Origin of the sequence: Kitasatospora sp. NPDC090091, assembly GCF_044747365.1 — a bacterium.
Lineage (GTDB): Bacteria > Actinomycetota > Actinomycetes > Streptomycetales > Streptomycetaceae > Kitasatospora.
The window spans coordinates 146,330-161,983 of record NZ_JBIVDY010000007.1; the positions used below are offsets into that span (position 1 = coordinate 146,330).

General features: G+C 76.8%; 12 protein-coding genes. 2 read left to right on the top strand and 10 right to left on the bottom strand.

Going from position 1 to position 15,654, the window contains the following annotated elements; genetic code table 11:
- Nucleotides 1–13: 13 nt before the first annotated feature.
- Together fabG and ACIPSC_RS14375 are read left to right on the top strand one after the other, a co-directional pair.
- The gene (gene fabG / locus ACIPSC_RS14370) at nt 14–772 is read left to right on the top strand and encodes a 3-oxoacyl-ACP reductase FabG (protein ID WP_400825759.1); all 759 of its coding nucleotides are present in this window, start codon (nt 14–16) and stop codon (nt 770–772) included.
- A gap of 220 nt (nt 773–992) precedes the next feature.
- Entirely contained in the window at nt 993–2,354 is a 1,362-nt protein-coding gene (locus ACIPSC_RS14375; protein WP_400825762.1) for a S8 family serine peptidase, read from the top strand.
- A 159-nt stretch (nt 2,355–2,513) separates the two neighbouring features.
- On the opposite strand, the gene ACIPSC_RS14380 is transcribed toward ACIPSC_RS14375, so the two are convergent.
- The 10 genes from ACIPSC_RS14380 to ACIPSC_RS14425 form a co-directional block, all read right to left on the bottom strand.
- Entirely contained in the window at nt 2,514–4,673 is a 2,160-nt protein-coding gene (locus ACIPSC_RS14380) for a hypothetical protein (RefSeq protein ID WP_400825763.1), read from the bottom strand.
- 191 nt (nt 4,674–4,864) lie between these two features.
- Entirely contained in the window at nt 4,865–8,839 is a 3,975-nt protein-coding gene (locus ACIPSC_RS14385; protein ID WP_400825764.1) for a BTAD domain-containing putative transcriptional regulator, read from the bottom strand.
- Nucleotides 8,839–9,261 carry a hypothetical protein gene (locus tag ACIPSC_RS14390; RefSeq protein WP_238862546.1) on the bottom strand — a complete coding sequence of 141 codons (423 nt, stop codon included), beginning with the start codon at nt 9,259–9,261 and terminating at the stop codon, nt 8,839–8,841. Before ACIPSC_RS14390 ends, ACIPSC_RS14385 begins: the two co-directional genes overlap by 1 nt.
- A gap of 215 nt (nt 9,262–9,476) precedes the next feature.
- Complete coding sequence (locus tag ACIPSC_RS14395) at nt 9,477–9,965, bottom strand: TadE/TadG family type IV pilus assembly protein (RefSeq protein WP_400825765.1); 489 nt, start codon at nt 9,963–9,965, stop codon at nt 9,477–9,479.
- On the bottom strand, nt 9,962–10,333 hold the full coding sequence (locus ACIPSC_RS14400) for a TadE/TadG family type IV pilus assembly protein (RefSeq protein ID WP_400825767.1): 372 nt from the start codon (nt 10,331–10,333) through the stop codon (nt 9,962–9,964). The genes ACIPSC_RS14395 and ACIPSC_RS14400 overlap by 4 nt, the downstream gene beginning before the upstream one ends.
- A 35-nt stretch (nt 10,334–10,368) precedes the next feature.
- Nucleotides 10,369–10,647 (bottom strand): hypothetical protein, encoded by a 279-nt coding sequence (locus ACIPSC_RS14405; protein WP_400825769.1) that lies wholly within the window; start codon nt 10,645–10,647, stop codon nt 10,369–10,371.
- 55 nt (nt 10,648–10,702) lie between these two features.
- A complete protein-coding gene (locus ACIPSC_RS14410) occupies nt 10,703–11,581 on the bottom strand; it encodes a hypothetical protein (RefSeq protein WP_400825771.1) in 879 nt (292 codons plus the stop codon).
- Nucleotides 11,578–12,567, bottom strand: coding sequence for a type II secretion system F family protein (locus tag ACIPSC_RS14415; protein WP_400825773.1), 990 nt, complete (start codon nt 12,565–12,567; stop codon nt 11,578–11,580). Before ACIPSC_RS14415 ends, ACIPSC_RS14410 begins: the two co-directional genes overlap by 4 nt.
- Complete coding sequence (locus ACIPSC_RS14420) at nt 12,564–14,228, bottom strand: CpaF family protein (RefSeq protein WP_400825775.1); 1,665 nt, start codon at nt 14,226–14,228, stop codon at nt 12,564–12,566. The genes ACIPSC_RS14415 and ACIPSC_RS14420 overlap by 4 nt, the downstream gene beginning before the upstream one ends.
- Nucleotides 14,218–15,654 (bottom strand): hypothetical protein, encoded by a 1,437-nt coding sequence (locus ACIPSC_RS14425; protein WP_400825778.1) that lies wholly within the window; start codon nt 15,652–15,654, stop codon nt 14,218–14,220. The genes ACIPSC_RS14420 and ACIPSC_RS14425 overlap by 11 nt, the downstream gene beginning before the upstream one ends.

A 15,654-nucleotide genomic window follows, 5' to 3' on the forward strand; every position in this document is an offset into this window, starting at 1 on the left:
GGGAGAGTCCGTCGTGACTCGTTTCGCAGGCAAGGTCGCCGTCGTCACCGGTGCGGCCCAGGGCATCGGCGCGGCCACCGCGCGGCTGCTGGCGGAGGAGGGTGCGGCCGTGGCCGTCGTCGACCTCACCGCCGAGCGCGCCGCCGGGACGGTCGAGGAGATCACCGCCAAGGGCGGCACCGCGCGCGCGTACGGCTGCGACGTGGCCGACTACGACGCGGTGGAGGCGGTCTTCGCCGAGGTCGTGAACGACCTCGGCGGGGTGCACATCCTGGTGAACAACGCCGGGATCACCCGGGACAACCTGTTCTTCAAGATGGCCAAGGCCGACTGGGACACGGTGCTGACGGTCAATCTGACCAGCGCCTACAACTGCAGCCACGTCGCCCAGAAGTACATGGTGGCGCAGAAGTACGGCAAGATCGTCTCGCTCAGCTCGCGCTCCGCGCTCGGCAACCGGGGCCAGGCCAACTACGCCGCCGCCAAGGCCGGCATCCAGGGCCTCACCGCCACCCTGGCGATCGAGCTGGGCCCGTTCAACATCAACGTCAACGCCGTCGCCCCCGGCTACATCGCCACCGCGATGACGGCCGCCACCGCCGAGCGGGTCGGCGCCTCGGCCGAGGACCACCAGGCGGAGGTCGCCGCCCGGACCCCGCTGCGGCGGGTCGGCCGGCCGGAGGAGATCGCCTCGGTGGTGGCCTTCCTCGCGAGCGAGGACGCCGCGTACGTCAGCGGCCAGACGCTGTACGTCAACGGTGGGGCCCGCTGAGCCCGAACGGCGGGGCATAGCGCCTTTCGACTGACGATTCGTCATACTGTCGGCCCGGGTGGAGACTTACCTTCACCTGGGCCGGCCTTTACCTTTTCCGGTGGCCAAGCGTGACCATGCCGCAGGTACCAAATGACTATGGCATGATCATGCGGCTCTCGATGGGATGGCCGGAGCCACCCGACCGGACCCGGTCGGGCCCCGTATCCCAAGGAGTCCCATGGGCAGCCCCGCCACCCTCCGCCGCTCCCTGGCCCTGCTCGCCGCGGGGGCCACCGCCCTGACCGCCGGCACCGTCGCAGTACCGGCCGCGTCCACCGCGGCGTCCGCCTCCCTCTCCGGCGTCCACGTCCGCCCCGCCTCCGCCGGGCACCACAGCGCCGTCGGGCGGACGGCGCCCCTCTCCACCTCGGAGTGCGTCAGCCAGATCGGCATCCACTGCTACTCCCCGCTCCAGTACCGGACCGCCTACAACCTCGACCCGCTGTACCGGGAGGGCATCACCGGCAAGGGCCGGACCATCGTCATCGTCGACTCCTTCGGCTCGCCGACCATCCAGCACGACCTGGAGGTCTTCGACAAGCAGTGGGGCCTCCCCGACACCAAGGTCGAGGTGGTCAAGTGGGGCAACGTCCCGGAGTTCGACCCGAAGAACCCCGAGCACACCGGCTGGGCCGGCGAGACCACCCTCGACGTCGAGTACGCCCACGCCATCGCGCCCGACGCGCACATCATCGTGGTGGAGACCGGTGTCGCCGAGACCGAGGGGACGACCGGTCTGCCGGAGATGATGGACGCCGAGAAGGCCCTGATCAAGGCCGGCCGGGCGGACGTCATCTCGCAGAGCTTCGGCGCCACCGAGAACACCTTCCCCGGCTTCGACAAGGGCGACTTCAAGTCCCTGACCGACCTGCGCTACGCCTTCAAGGAGGCCGCCGCCCACGACGTCACCGTGCTCGCCGCCTCCGGGGACAACGGCGCCACCGACGCGCAGGAGAACGGCGAGGACCTCTACCCGTACCGGGTCAACTCCTGGCCGTCCGCCGACCCGCTGGTCACCTCCATCGGCGGCACCCAGCTCACCCTGGACGACGCCGGCAAGCGCACCGCGCCCGACAAGGTGTGGCACGACAAGTACGGCGCGGGCGGCGGCGGGGTCTCCGGCGTCTTCGAGCGCCCGTGGTACCAGGCCGGCGTCGCCGGCGTGACCGGCAACCACCGCGGCACGCCCGACATCAGCATGAGCGCGGCCGTGGACGGCGGCGCCTGGACGTACGAGTCCTACGACCCGACCTCGGTCGGCTGGCACCTCACCGGCGGCACCAGCGAGGCGACCCCGGTCTTCTCGGGCGTCGTCGCCCTCGCCGACCAGCTCGCCGGCCACCGGCTCGGCCAGATCAACTGGCGCCTGTACGGCCTCAGCCTGCTGCCGCCGAAGTGGAGCGGCCTGGTCGACGTGACGGAGGGCGACAACTCCTGGGAGAAGGTGACGGGCTACCAGGCCGCCAAGGGCTACGACCTGGCGAGCGGCCTCGGCACCATCGACGGCGCCAAGTTCGTCCACGCCATCGCCGGTCGCTGACCGGCCCCGGGCGGGCGGGACGTACCGGCCAGCCCGCCCTGGGAAGGTTCGTCCGGAACGCTCGCGCGCGGGAAGTCGACCTGGTCGACTTCCCGCGCGCGGGTGTGTCCGGCGGCGCCGACCGGACCGGACGGCTGCTCCCCTTCCGGCGGGTCAGGACTACGGCCGGGCGCCCTGGGCCGCGAGGTTGGCCAGGTGGCGTTCGGCGGCACGCAGCTTGCGGTTGTCCGTGCCGGGCAGGTAGGCCCGGAGCTCGATGATCTCCGGCGCGATGCGGATCGCATCCGCGCGGTCCGGGATCGCCCGCCAGCAAGCCTCCGCGTTGGTGGCAGCCCGCTGGGTCTCCGGGTGCTCCGGCCCCTGCGAGCGCAGCAGCGTCAGCGCCACCTCGCGGTAGATGTCGGCCGCCTCAGCCGTCCGCCCGGCCAGCCGGCACACGTGGGCGCGGACCTGCCGCACCTGGAGCACGGGCTCGGAGACGGTGCCGTGCTCGGCGATGGCCTCCAGTTCGAGGGCGAACGCGAGGTCGGTCGCGGCGGCGTGGTCCCCGGCGTCGGCACTGCGGACGATCCGGCCGATCACCTCTTGGTAGTCGGCCCGGGGCCGCCGGGCCGCGTCGTCCTCGGCCGGGGGCGCCTCGGCGGGGGCGGCGTCGTCGGGCTCAGCGCCGTCGGGCGCCGGGGCCTCGGAGCCCTCGTCGGCAGAGCCCTCGTCGGAGCGCTCGTCAGCGGGGGCCTCCGCCGCGGGGACCGCGTCGGAGGGTACGGCGTCCTGCGGAACGGCGTCCTGGGGCACCTCGTCGGCCGGCACTGCATCCACCGGCACCGCATCCACCGGCACCGCATCCGCCGGGACCTCGTCGGCCGGCGCCGCGTCCTGCGCGACGGCGTCCGCCGGAGCGGGCTTGGCGAGCCGGATGCCGTCCGTCAGCGTGGGCCGCCAGGCGTACGGCTTCACCAGGTCGACGGGCTGGGCCGGAGGCGGGGGCGTGGCCGGGACCGCCGCCTTCAGCAGGTCCACCGGCCCCTCGGACACCACCGGCGCCGGAGCCGGGGCCGCCACCGGAGCCGGCACCGCGGCGGGCGCGGCCGGCGGCACCGGCGGAGCCGCCGGCACGGGCGCAGCGCCTCCCGTCACCCCGGCGGCCGCCGGCTTGTCCAGGGTGACGGCCGGCCGGTCCGCGGGCACGGCGTCGCGCGGCACCGCATCGCGCGGCGCGGCGTCCCGGGCGGCGGGCGGCCGGGGCAGCACCGCGGCCGGGCGGCCCTCGAACGGGACGGGGTCGAGCTGCGAACCGTCCGTCCGGCGGGCCGTGTTGCGGAAGAACGGGCGGTTCGGCGCGTGCGTGGCCAGGATGACGACGTCCGGACGGAGCACCGAGTAGACCTGGTTGCGCAACTGCTCGGGGGCGAGCACGGCCTCCGCCCCCGGGCGGCCGCCGTGCAGGGCCTCGATCAGGGCACGGGTGAAGGTGCCGATCTGCTCCGGGTCGGGGCTGACCACCGCCCAGAGCGGGAGACCCTCGGTGAGCGGCGAGATGGTGCCCTGGAGGAACGGCAGGGCGCTCTGATCGGCGCTCAGGTCGGCGATGACCAGCGTCTGCCACTCGGCCGGCCGGTGGCGCAGTTCGCCGGCGATGGACTGCCAGGCCAGGCCGTCCTGCCGGACGCTGCCGGGCTTGGAGTCGCGCAGGGTGAGGTGCAGTTGGCCGCCGCGCTTGTCGGCGAGCAGGTGGCCGCCGAGATGGACCAGCAGCGGTCCGGGGTGCCGGGCGGCGGCGCGCAGGTGGGCGAGCACGGTGTGCGGGTCGCTGGCGCCGGGGAGGTGGACGGCGTCGACCGCGTCGGCGGCGAGCAGGACCTGCGGCGAGACGGCGGCCAGCATCGCGGAGAGCACGGGCGCCTGGGTCGGCCCGCCGCGCCCCCAGGTGCGGCGGCCGGAAGTGCCGTAGCCGCCCTCGACGACCAGGATCCGGCCGCGCGGTGCGGCACCGAGGCCGCCCGGGCCGGAGCCCGGGCCCACGCCGATCCCGTGCGCGGGCGTGGCGCCGGGCACGGTGAACGGCAGCGGTGTCGCGGACGGCGGAAGGTCCACCGCGGGCATACCCGTGACGGTCCATCCGGTCGGCGGCGTCGGCGGCGGCGGCACGGGGGGAGCCACGGGCGGCGCTGCGGGCGGCGCGGTCGGCGGGTCGTACAGGGCGGCCGGGCCGGGCACGTGCTCGTCGTACGGGTTGCGCGGTCCGGGCGGTACGGCGTCGCGCGGCACGGCGTCCGCCACGGGATCGGGGCCGCCGGGGACAGCCGTCGTCTCCGCCATCTCTGGTCACCGCCCCGCCCCGCCGCGCTGCGGCGTCTGCTGCCCTTGCCTCGTGGTGGCGGAGCCACCACAACCCGTGGGCGCCACCCTACGAGATCACGCCCCGCCCGAGCCAGGCCGGGTCCGCCCCGGACGGCACCGCCGGGGGCGCGGGTGACGGAGTGCCACCCGCGCCGTCAGGTCCCGGCCGGTCAGCCCGAGAGGAGGTCGCGGAGCAGGGCGACCGTGTCGGCGTCGAGGTCGCGGCCGGTGCGGCGGCTCAGGGCGTCGAGCCGGTTGACGGCGCGGACCAGTTGGTCGCGGGCGCCGGCCGAGGCGTAGGCGTAGAACAGGTCGCGGTGCAGCAGTTCGACGTCCGGGGCGACGGCGAGGCCGCGGAAGACGGCGGCCTCGGCGCTGCGGTGGTCGCCGTACTGGAGGCGGCGGGCGGCGAGTTCGTGCGCGGTGTCGACGATCGCGGCGATCATGTCCTGCCGCTCCGCCTCGGCCCAGCCGTACGAGGCGGGCGGGGCCTCCGCGAACGGGGCGCCCCGGACCAGCGCCAGGGCGTGGGCGAGCGCCGCGTCCGCGGTGGCGCTGGTGCTGCGCATGCCGCGCCGGTAGAGGCTGCGGAACTCGTCCCAGTCGCAGGTGACGGTCGGGGCGTAGGAGTAGCCGTCGGCGGTGTCGGTGGGCAGGAACGGCCGCCCCTCCGAGGAGGTGCCGAGCCAGCCGGCCAGGTCGGCGAGCTTCGCGGGCAGCGGGCTCTTGGCGTCGGCCGCGGTCGGGTGCGGGTCGAGGTGGGCCGCGCCCGGGTGGAGGTCGTGGTCGAGGGCGTTGTGGTCGGCGCCCGGACGCAGCGCCAGGTACGCGGCGAGCTCGGTGAGCCGGGGCAGGGCGCCGGGGTCGGCGGTACCGGCGGCGCCGGCCACGTCGACCGGGCCGAGCAGCCGGATCCGGGGCGCGGTGCGGCTGGCGTGCGCCTCCGGGGAGCGGAGGATGGCGAGCAGGTCGTCGCAGTCGGTGCGGCCCGGGATGGTGCGGGCCACCGGTGCGGTGGCGGCGGGGCCGGGCTCGGGAGCCGGGCCCGGCTCCGGGCGGCCCGGGGTGCGCGGGGCCGCGGCGGCCGCGGCGGGCGCGGGGTCGTGCGTCGGCGCCGGCTCGGACGTGGTGGCACGCTCGGCCGCCGCACGGTCCGGCGCGGCGCCCGCCTCGGGGGCCGGCGCCGACGCCGAGGCCGGCTCGGACGCGGGCTCGGACGCGGGCTCGGGCTCGGGCTCGGGCTGGACGGGTGCGGCAGGCGGCAGCGGCTGGACGGGGACCACCACGTCGCCCCGGGCCCCGGGCCCGGACGGGAGGCGGAGGTTCTGGGTGGTCTCCTCCTGGTCCGCCCCGCCGGCGGCCGGCGCGCCCGAGGGCGACGCGGCCTGCACCGCGGGCGGCGCCGGGTGGGTACTCGCGTGCCGGCCGAGGCCGTTGACCAGGAATCGCGCCGCCGGGCCACCGTTCGCACCGCTCGTGCCGTTCGTCCCGTTCACACCGCTCGCACCGTTCGCGGCAGCCGCGGCGGGCCCGGCCGGCGCCGCCGGGTCGGTGCCCGCGAACGGGCTGGCGCCCGTGCCGATCACCCGGGCGAGCAGGCGCGGTCCGGCCGCCTCCGCCCCGTCGTCCTCGTCCGCTGCGCCGAAGTCCCCGCCCAGACCGCCGCCGAGGCCCGCGAACGGCTCCGCGGCGGCCCCGACGGCCGCCAGCACCGGTACCGGGCTGGGGAGTTCGGCCGGTTCGAGGTCGATGCCGGGGCCGTCGAGGGTCCAGGCCGGCGCCGGGTGCTGGGTGGTGTCGTCGGCGGCCCGGAGGAGTTCGGTGACCTGCTCGTACTGCAGGCCGGTCAGGCGCTGCAGCTCCAGGCTGAGGTGCAGGCCCGGGATGGTGGCCTGGCCGGTGGCGGGCAGCGTCCAGCGGGCGACCGGGCCGGTGCCGCGTTCGGGCGCCCGGGTGATGACGGCGACGCAGGTCCGGGGGCGGGCGTCGAGCAGGCGGCCGAGCTCGGCGGGGATGCCGCCGCCGGGCTGCTGGGCGCAGAGCACGATCTCCGGGATCCAGGACTCGTCGGCCAGGCCCCGGCTGCGGGCCTCCCGCGGGCTGGTGGACTCGGCCGCGACCAGGGTGGCCCGGGCCTTGGCGGTGCGCGGCCCGAGGGCGGTGAGCGCCGCCTCCAGGGTGGTGTGCCGGTGGATCCGCTCGGCGGCCGGTCCGCTGATCGGCAGCTCTTCGGCGAGGTCGACCAGGTGCAGGTGCAGCCGGTCGGCGAGCGGGCTGTGGGCGAGCTCGACGGCCAGCGTGCGCAGCACGTCGCGGGCGTCGTCCGGGTGGCCGGAGAGGTGCAGCAGCCGGACGGTCTCCAGGTCGGCGAGGACGACCGAGCCGTCCGGCGCGGTGCCGAGGGTGACCAGCGCCGGGTAGGGTGCGGCGGCCTTGCGGGCCTGGCCGGGCGAGAGCAGCTCGGTGGAGTCGGCCGCGCACCACCAGATGTTCGGGGTGTGGGCGGCGCGGAACGGCGCGATCGGGGCGGCCGGGCCGGAGAGGTGCAGCTCGACGGTGTGGTTGGGGGTGACCCGGGCGGCGACGATGGCCGGCAGGTGCTTGCCGCCCCGGACGGTGTTGCGGGCCATGGTGCGCAGGGCGCGGTCGAGCAGGTCGAGGCCGCGGTCGTCCTGGCGGGTCTTCAGCTCGGCCTCGAACGCGGCGGCGGGTGAGGCCGGGAGGGCGATGCGGTGGCGCGGGCGGCGGGCGCGGAGCTGTCCACCGCGCTTGCGGGCGACCGTGCCGACCATGATGGCGGCGAGCAGCACGCCGACGGTGGAGGCGGCCAGGGCGACGGTGTAGTCGTCGCTGGGGGCGTCCTCCGCGTGCGCGGCGGGCGTCGCCGGGGCGTGGGCGGGCGGCGTCGCGGCGGTCGGGGCCGGCGCGGGAGCCTGGGTGGCCGGGGCCGGGGCCGGAGCGGGTGCCTGGCTCGCGGGTGCGGACGGCGCGGGTGCGGGTGCCTGCGTGGCGGGCGCCGGTGGCGCGGACGGCGCCGGCGCGGGCTCGGGCGCGGGCGCGGGGGCCGGGGCCGGGGCCGGGGCGGCCGCACCCGGCAGCGTCAGGACCATCCCCGGCACCACCACGTCCGGGTCGGTCAGCCGCTCCCCGTCCGGGGCCTCGACGCCCTTGTTCGCGTCGAACAGCTTCGGCCAGGCCTCGGCGTCCCCCAACTCCCGCTCGGCGATGGCCGACAGGCTGTCCCCGGCGGCCACCGTCACCGTGGCGTGCCCGGAGCCGGCGCCCCCGCCGGTCCCGGCCGGCGGCGCCGACGGTGTCGGGGCCGGGGCGGGCGCCGGGGCCTTGGCGTCGTCGGCCTTGGCGTCGCCCGGCATCAGCAGCTCCCAGCCGGGCTGGATCGGCCGCTCGGCGTCGAAGCGGGTGCCCGAGTCGTCCATCACCCGCCCGTCGTTGAGCTTGGCGATCTCCACCCAGCGCTCGCCGGAGCCGAGTTGGCGCTCGGCGATGGACCAGAGGCTGTCGGCGGGCCGGCTGTCCCGGACGGTGTAGCCGGGGTGCTGGTCGGCGGCGGGCGCGAGCGCGGGTGCCGCCTGGGCGGCGGGCAGCGCGGCGCGCGGAGTGCCGGCGGCCACCTCGGCGGGCGCGGCGGCCGGGGCCCGGTCGGGGGCGGCGGCGAAGGCCGAGCCGGCCACCGGGAGCAACGCGATCACCGAGCCGACCAGGCCGGCGGCGAGCCGCTGGCTCCAGCCGAAGGCCGGGATCCGCCGGGCGATCCGGCCGCGCAGCTGGGCCGGGATCTCCAGCAGGACGGAGAACGCGAAGCAGAGCCAGCCCAGCCAGCCGACCACGACCAGCAGCCAGAGGAAGAGCCGCCCGTCGTCGGGGCTGGTCAGCGCCTGCCCGATTCCGTCCGGCGCGACCTCGCCCATCCCGGCGACGGCCTGGGTGCCGTACAGCAGCAGGGCGGGCAGGCCGATCAGCAGGGCGAGCAGGGTGAACAGCGCCGCGAGGGCGGTGAGCACGGCGCCGCCCCGGCCGCGGCGCGGCGGCAGCGGTGCCGGCCGCCGGCCGGACGCCGGGGAGGCGGGCCCGCCGCGGGCCGGACGTCCGGCGCGGGCTTGGTCCTTGGCACGTGGCGCGACCATCAGTCGGTCTCCGCTTTCTCGACTCCGTGGACGAGGGTGGCACTCCCCTTGCCCGTGACCTTCTGCTTGCCGAGCTCCCCCAGCAGGGCCGGCCGGAACTCGGCCTTCACCGTGACGGTGACGACCGAGCCGTCGGCCGAGAACGTCACGCTCTCGGCCTGGAGGTGGTACAGGGCGAGGTAGCTGTTGGCGGCGTCCCGGACGTAGTCCTGCTTCACCCGGTAGCCCGCGCCCTGGAGGACGGCGGCCTCGTCGAGCTGCTGTCCCCCGATCCGGGCGGCCTCCTGGGCGTAGCCGTCGGTCCGCTCGGCGACCCGCAACCGGCCGGCCGCGTCCACCACGAGGGCGATGACCAGGATCAGGAAGGCCGCGCAGATCGCCACGAAGATGCCGATCGCGCCGCGGTCCGACCGGCCGCGCACGGCGCACCGCGCGCCTGCCGTCCGGGCGCCCCGCCGGCCCGCTCCCCCGGGTCTGCGCACCGCCGCGCACCCCTCCCGCACGTTCCTCTCCCCACCGGTCCCCGCCGGAACCGCTCCGCCTCGCACCTGCCGTCCCCCGGGAGCCCTCCGCTTGCGTCTCCCCCGCCCGGACGCTCCCCAATCCCCGCCCCGAGACCTCGCCCGCACCGGGCGTCTCACCCGCCCCGGTAGCGGTCGACCACCGAGACGAAGTGGCCGGTGAGCCGCTTCGTCCAGGGCATCCCCGGCCCCGGCAGCAGGTCGTTCAGCGGCACCTCGCACACCACCGTCACCTCGACGGTCACCAGCGGGGCGCCGTGGGTGACCAGTTCGCCCTGCTTGACGCCGGCCTCCCAGTGCCGGCAGGCCACGCCCTGCTGCCGCATGGTGTCCAGGGCGGCCTTCTTCACCAGCTCGTCCATCCCGTCGACGCTGCGCGCCAGCGAGGCGGTCCGGGCGGCCGAGCGGGCCGCCGACTCCACCGTGCCGGCCGAGGTCTGCACCCGGCCCGCGGCGGCGGTGGCGAGGATCAGCGCCGCCACGGCCGGCAGGACGATCGCCGCCTCGATCGCGACCCCGCCCGCGTCCCGTCCGTGCGCCGACCGGGCGGCCCGCCGGGCGGCGAACCGGCGCCCCCACGCGGCGGTCCGGGCCCGGGCGTTCACGGCGCCGCCTTCGGCGGGACGAACCGCTCGCGCGGGCCCTCGGCCGACTGGACCACGGTCGGGTTGAGGAACGGGACCACCGACGGGGCGGTCAGCCGGACCGTCACCCGGACCAGGACCGGGGAGCTGCCGTCCGTCCGCACGTCGTACCCGCGGACGTCCTGCCGGTCGAGGAAGTCCTCGGCCTGCGACTTCGCCGCCGCGTTCTTGACCTCGTCGCGCTGGTTGCCCTGCACCCGCCCCGCGTCGACGCCCTCGCGGGCGGCGGTGAGCGCGACCTGGCGGTAGTACCACACCATCGCCACGTCGACGACGAGCAGGATCATCACCAGGACGACCGGGAAGACGATGGCCAGGCTCAGGCTCATCGCTCCCCGGTCGCCTCGGCGACGGGGCCGTTCGATCACGTGGCCGCACCCGCTCCGGGCATGTTCGGGTCCTGCTCGACCTTCTTCACGACCTTGTCCTTCAGCGCGTACAGGGCCACCGCGACGGCCCCCGCGACGAAGACCAGCGCGATGATGGCGAGGGCGAGCTCGATGCTGATCGCACCGCGGTCGCCGCGGGCCCGGGCGGCCTTCACCCGGCCGACCCGGAACTGGAAGAGCAGCAGGGCGAACTGGACGGGCAGCAGGGTCGGCCGGAGCAACCGGCCGGCCAGGGACTTGAGCTGCTGGGACATCAGGGGACTCCCGGGGTTGGGTGCGGTGTCGTCCGCTCGCGGTGCCGCATCGACGTCAGGCGAGCATCTGGTGGAGGGCGGGGAAGACGATCAGGACGGTCATCAGCAGGGTCAGGGCGGCGCCGGGCGCGACCATCCGCTCGCTGTCGGCGTTGGCCCGGGCCAGGTCCTCGGCGAGCAGCTCGCCGCGCAGGCCCTTGGCCCGGGCCCGCAGGGTGTCGTAGACGGCGGCGCCGTCGGTGCCGGAGAGCCGCATGATGTCGGCGACGTCCTGCAGCGGCGTCAGCCCGAGCTCCACGGCCAGCGCGTCCAGCCCGGCCCAGGGCGGCAGCCGGTCGGTGGCGGCGCGGTCCAGGGCGTCCCGGATCCGGCCGAAGACGGTGCCGCGGCCGACCGAGGCGGCGCGGCGCAGCGCCTCGGCCGGGCCGAGGTCGGCGGCCCGCTCCAGCGCGACCAGCTCCAGGTAGGCGGCGATGCCGTGCAGGTACTCGGTGCGCGCCTCCTTGGCCTCCCCGCGCACGATGGCGTCCGGGACGAACCAGAACAGCCCGGCCAGCAGCGGCCCGACCAGCAGCGGCAGCGCGAACGGCAGGCCCATGTCCAGGAGCGCCGCGGTCGCCCCCAGGTAGGCCGGCAGGACGAGGCCGACGAGCGCGAACAGCAGCTTGTGCGCCATGAACCGGGCCGGGCTGCGGCCGATCAGCGACAGCTCGCGGTGCGGGATGCGCACCCCGCGCAGGCCGAGCGACCGCTCGCCGATCCGGTCGAACCAGCGGGGCCGCTCGTCCGGGTCGGCCACCCGCTCGGCGGGCGTGCGGTGCAGCCGCTCCAGCGCCTGGCCCAGGTCGGGCGGGGCGGGCCGGAGTTCGGAGACCAGCAGGGCGATGCCGCCGGCCGCGAGCGCGCCGGCCAGCACGGACCAGGGGGAGATCACCGGACCTCCCCGAGGAGTCGGCGCTCGCCGCCCGCGTCCCGGCCCTCGCCGTCGTCCGGCGCGGCCGCGGTCCGGCCGCGCCGCCCGGTCCGGCTGCGCCGGTCGGCCTCCAGCAGCCGCGGCACCGGCGGGTGCGAGGCGAGCGCGCGCATCCAGGCGATGATCGCCACGAACAGCCCGGCGACCACGGCCAGCACGATCTGGCCCAGCGCGGTGCTGTACGGCCGGGTGTAGTCGGTGCTGAACGAGCCGATCGAGACGACCAGCACGATGATGCCGACCAGCCAGCGGATGGTGGTCCGGTGCTTGGCCCGGTCGGCCTCGATCGTGCGGCGCTGGCGGACCTCCTCGCGGACCGACTCGGCCATGTCGGAGAGCGCCCGGGCCAGACCCGGGCCGCTGTCCCCGGCGCGCAGCAGCAGCGCCGCGAGGACCTTGTCGGCGGTGGCGTCGGCGATGCTGTCCGCGAAGGCTCGCAGCGCCTCCTCCGGGCGCCAGCGGGCCTGCAGTCGGGCGGCCAGCTCGGCCACCTCCTCCTCGATCGCGGCGGGCGCCGTCCGGCGGCTGGTGACGATGGCCTGGTTGAGGCCGACGCCGAGCAGCAGCACGTCGGCGATCCGCTGGGTCCACTCGGACAGCGCCTCCAGCCGCTCGATCCGGTGGGTGTCCGGGCGGGTGGTGTCGAACAGCCAGGGCAGGCCGAAGACGCCCAGCGGGACGAGCAGCGCGGTGAGCGGGATGCCGGTGAAGAGCCAGCCGAGCGGCGCGCCGACCAGGGCGGCCGGCAGCTGGACCCGGCGCAGCCGCACCATCCGGGCCGGGGCCGCGCCCGGGGCGCCGTACCAGAACACGTGCAGCCGGCCGGCCAGCGGGTTCCGGTCCGCCCCGGCGTCCTCCTCGACGGGCTCGCTGCCGCGGGCCCAGGCCACCAGGGCGACCACGCCGAGCGCGACCAGCAGGCCGCAGAGCACGAAGAGCAGCGTCATCGGGCGCCTCCGCCGATCCGCAGCTGCAGCGGCTCGGCCCAGCTGCCGAAGCGCGAGCCGAGCAGGGCCGCGTCGAAGCCGGCCCGCCGCAGGTCGTCCAGGCAGTTCGGCGGGGTGTGCGGGACGGCGCGCGGCTCGCCCAGGTCGGGGCGCGGGCCGAAGACCGTGTTCAGCGCGGGCCTCCCGCTCTCGCCGAGGCCGGTGACCTCCAGGACGTGCGAGACGAACCGGTGCCGGCGGCCGCCGACCGCGGTCTCGTCGACCATCGAGACGTGCACGATGAGGTCCACCGCGTTGGCGGTGAGCCGGTAGGCCAGCGCGTCCGTCATGTGCGAGCCGTACTCGAGGCAGAGCTCGGCGATGCGGTCCACCACCATGTGCGGGCCGCGGGCGTGCAGGGTGCACATCGAGCCGCCCTCGCCGTTGGTCATCACCCGCAGCATCGGGACGACCTCGCCGGAGCGGACCTCGCCGACGATGATCCGCGACAGCGTCATCCGCAGCGCGGCCGGGATGAGGTCCCCGATGCTCAACTCGCCCGCCATCCGGCCGTCGACGCGCTCGCCGTTGCCCTCGCGGGCCTCCATCGGGACGACCTGGCGCAGGTGGCCGAGGGTGTGCAGCCAGAGCTCGAACTCCGACTCCAGGGTGCCGATCCGCTCGTCCGGCGGGATCTCGGCGGCCATCGCGCGCAGCAGGCTGGTCTTGCCGACGCCCTGGGTGCCGGTGATCATCACGTTCTTCCGGGCCCGGATCGCCGCCGCCAGGAAGGCCGCCAGGGTGGAGTCCAGGGTGCCGAGGCGCACCATCTCGGGCAGCGTCGCCGAGGCCACCCGGTGGCGGCGGATCGCCACGTACGGGCGGGGGGTCACCTCGGTGAGCGCCTGGAGACGCATGCCGCCCTCCAGGCGCAGCGCGAGCGTCGGACTGGCGGTGGAGAGGCTGCGCTCGCCGCCGCCGTGCTGGCGGGCGAGGTCCTGGAGCAGCTCGATCAGCTCGGCGTCGCTGTCGGCCACCGGCGGCACCTGGCGCAGCGGCTGGTGCACGCGGGAGACCCAGACGTCGTCGCAGCCGTTGATCAGGATGTTCTCGATCTCCGGGTCGTCCAGGTAGGGCTGGAGCCGCCCGGCCCGGAAGAGCAGGTCGAAGACGGCCTCGGCCAGCGCGCGGTCCTGCTCGCGGGTGGGCGGGATGCCGTGGGTCTGCGCGTAGGCGTCGGACCAGCGGGCGACGGCCTCCTCGATCAGCGCCCGGCCGCGCTGGCGGCGGGTGGCGCGGTCCGGCTCGGTGCCGGAGGCGGCGGTCAACCGGGTGATCTGCTGGTGCAGTTCGGCCGCGACCTGGCGCTTGAGCTCGCGGGCGACCTGCGGGTCGACGGCCGGCCGGGTGGCGGCGCCGCGCAGGTCGAGCGAGGGCAGCTGGGAGGGGACGGCGGTGGGGCCCGCGGCGCCGCCGGGCACGCCGGCGACCGGCCCCGGCGCGACCGGGCCGGTCCCGGTGAACCCCGGTGCGGTGACTCCGGCTGTGAAGTCCGGTGCGCCCACGCCCGGTCGGGCGCTCGGCGGCGGCGACGGCGACGGCTGCGGCTGCGGCTGCGGCTGCGTCCAGGGCAGCGCGGCCGGGTCGGCCGCCGGGTGCTGGTGCAGGGGGCTACCGCGCACGGAGCACCTCCCCGGGTGCGGTGGGCGACTGCCGCGGCCCGTGGCCGGACGGCGGCTGGTCCTGGCGGTACTGCTCGGGCTGCACCCGGCCGTAGGGCCGGCCGGCGGCCTGCGGGTCGCTCCCCCGGGCAGGGCCGTCCTGCGGAGCCGCGGGCTGCGGGCCGTGCTGCTGCGCGTGCTGCGGGCCGTAGTGCTGTCCGTACTGCTGGGCGTGCTGCGGGCCGTACGGCTGCGGGTGCTGAGGGTCGTACTGCTGCGCGTGCTGCTCGGCCGCACCCGGACCTGTCTGCGGCGACGGCTCCGGCGACGGCTGTGGCCAGTGCGCGGCGGGCGACGGCTGCGCCGCGTACGTCGGCGGTACCTCCTGCCCGTACGGCGCCCCCTGCGCGTACGGCGGCTGCGGCTCCTGCGGCCGCCCGTGCACCGGGAACGGCGCGGGCGCGGCCGGCTGCGGCGCCAGCCCGGCGAGCGGCGCCACCGGACCGGTGGTGATCACCGGCGCGGCCGGCTGCGGCACCTGCCCGTAGAGCGGGGCGGGCTGCGGCGACGTCTGGGCCGGCTGTGGTGGCGCGTAGGCGAGCGGCTGGCCCCCCGGACCGGGTGCGGGCGCGGCGGGCAGCTGCGCGGGCGCCGCCGTGGGCGCCAGCCGCTGCCGGCGGCGGCGCACCAGTAGCTGCACCTCGTCGGCCGCCGACCGGGCGGTGCGCATCAGCTCGGAGCGGATGAACCGCCGGTCGGTGGTGTCCCCGCCGTCGGAGAGGATCCGCGCGGTGCGCACCGCGTGCGGCAGCAGGCCGATCACCGGCAGCCCGAACTCGCGCGAGACCTCCGCCCCCGAGTACGGCCCCTCGGCGACCAGCAGCAGGCCCAGCGCGTCCGCCCCGGTGCCGGCGGCGGCCAGGTCCTCGGCGAGCGCCGACAGCCGCGGCCGGGCCGCGCTCAGCCCGCGCAGGGTGGTGCGCACGGTCACCGCCACCGCGTCCGCCCGGCGGGCGAGGACGGCGCTGGCCCCGGTGGCGCCGGAGCGGCCGAGGTCGAGGATCACGTCGTAGCCCTGCGACTCCAGCCCGTGCAGCACCTCGATCAGCGGCTCCCAGGTGTAGGCGAGCCCCGGCGCCTGGGACGGGTCGGTCAGCCCGGGCAGCAGCAGCCGCTCGGCGTTGCCGTCCGGCGAGAGGTCGATCAGCTGCTCCCAGAGCGTCTGGGCGAGCAGGCCGCGCCGGTCGGCGACGGCGAGGTTGCGCAGCCCGTAGACCGCCTCGACCCGCCCCTCCAGGGCGCCCGCCAGCACCGCGCCGCCGTCCGGGTCGCACTCGACCAGCAGGATCCGGCGCCCGGGCTGGAGCGGCCAGGCCAGCAGCAGCGCCAGCGCCGCCGTGGTGGCGCCCGGCGCCCCGGGCCCGCCGGCCACCGCGATCACCGCCAT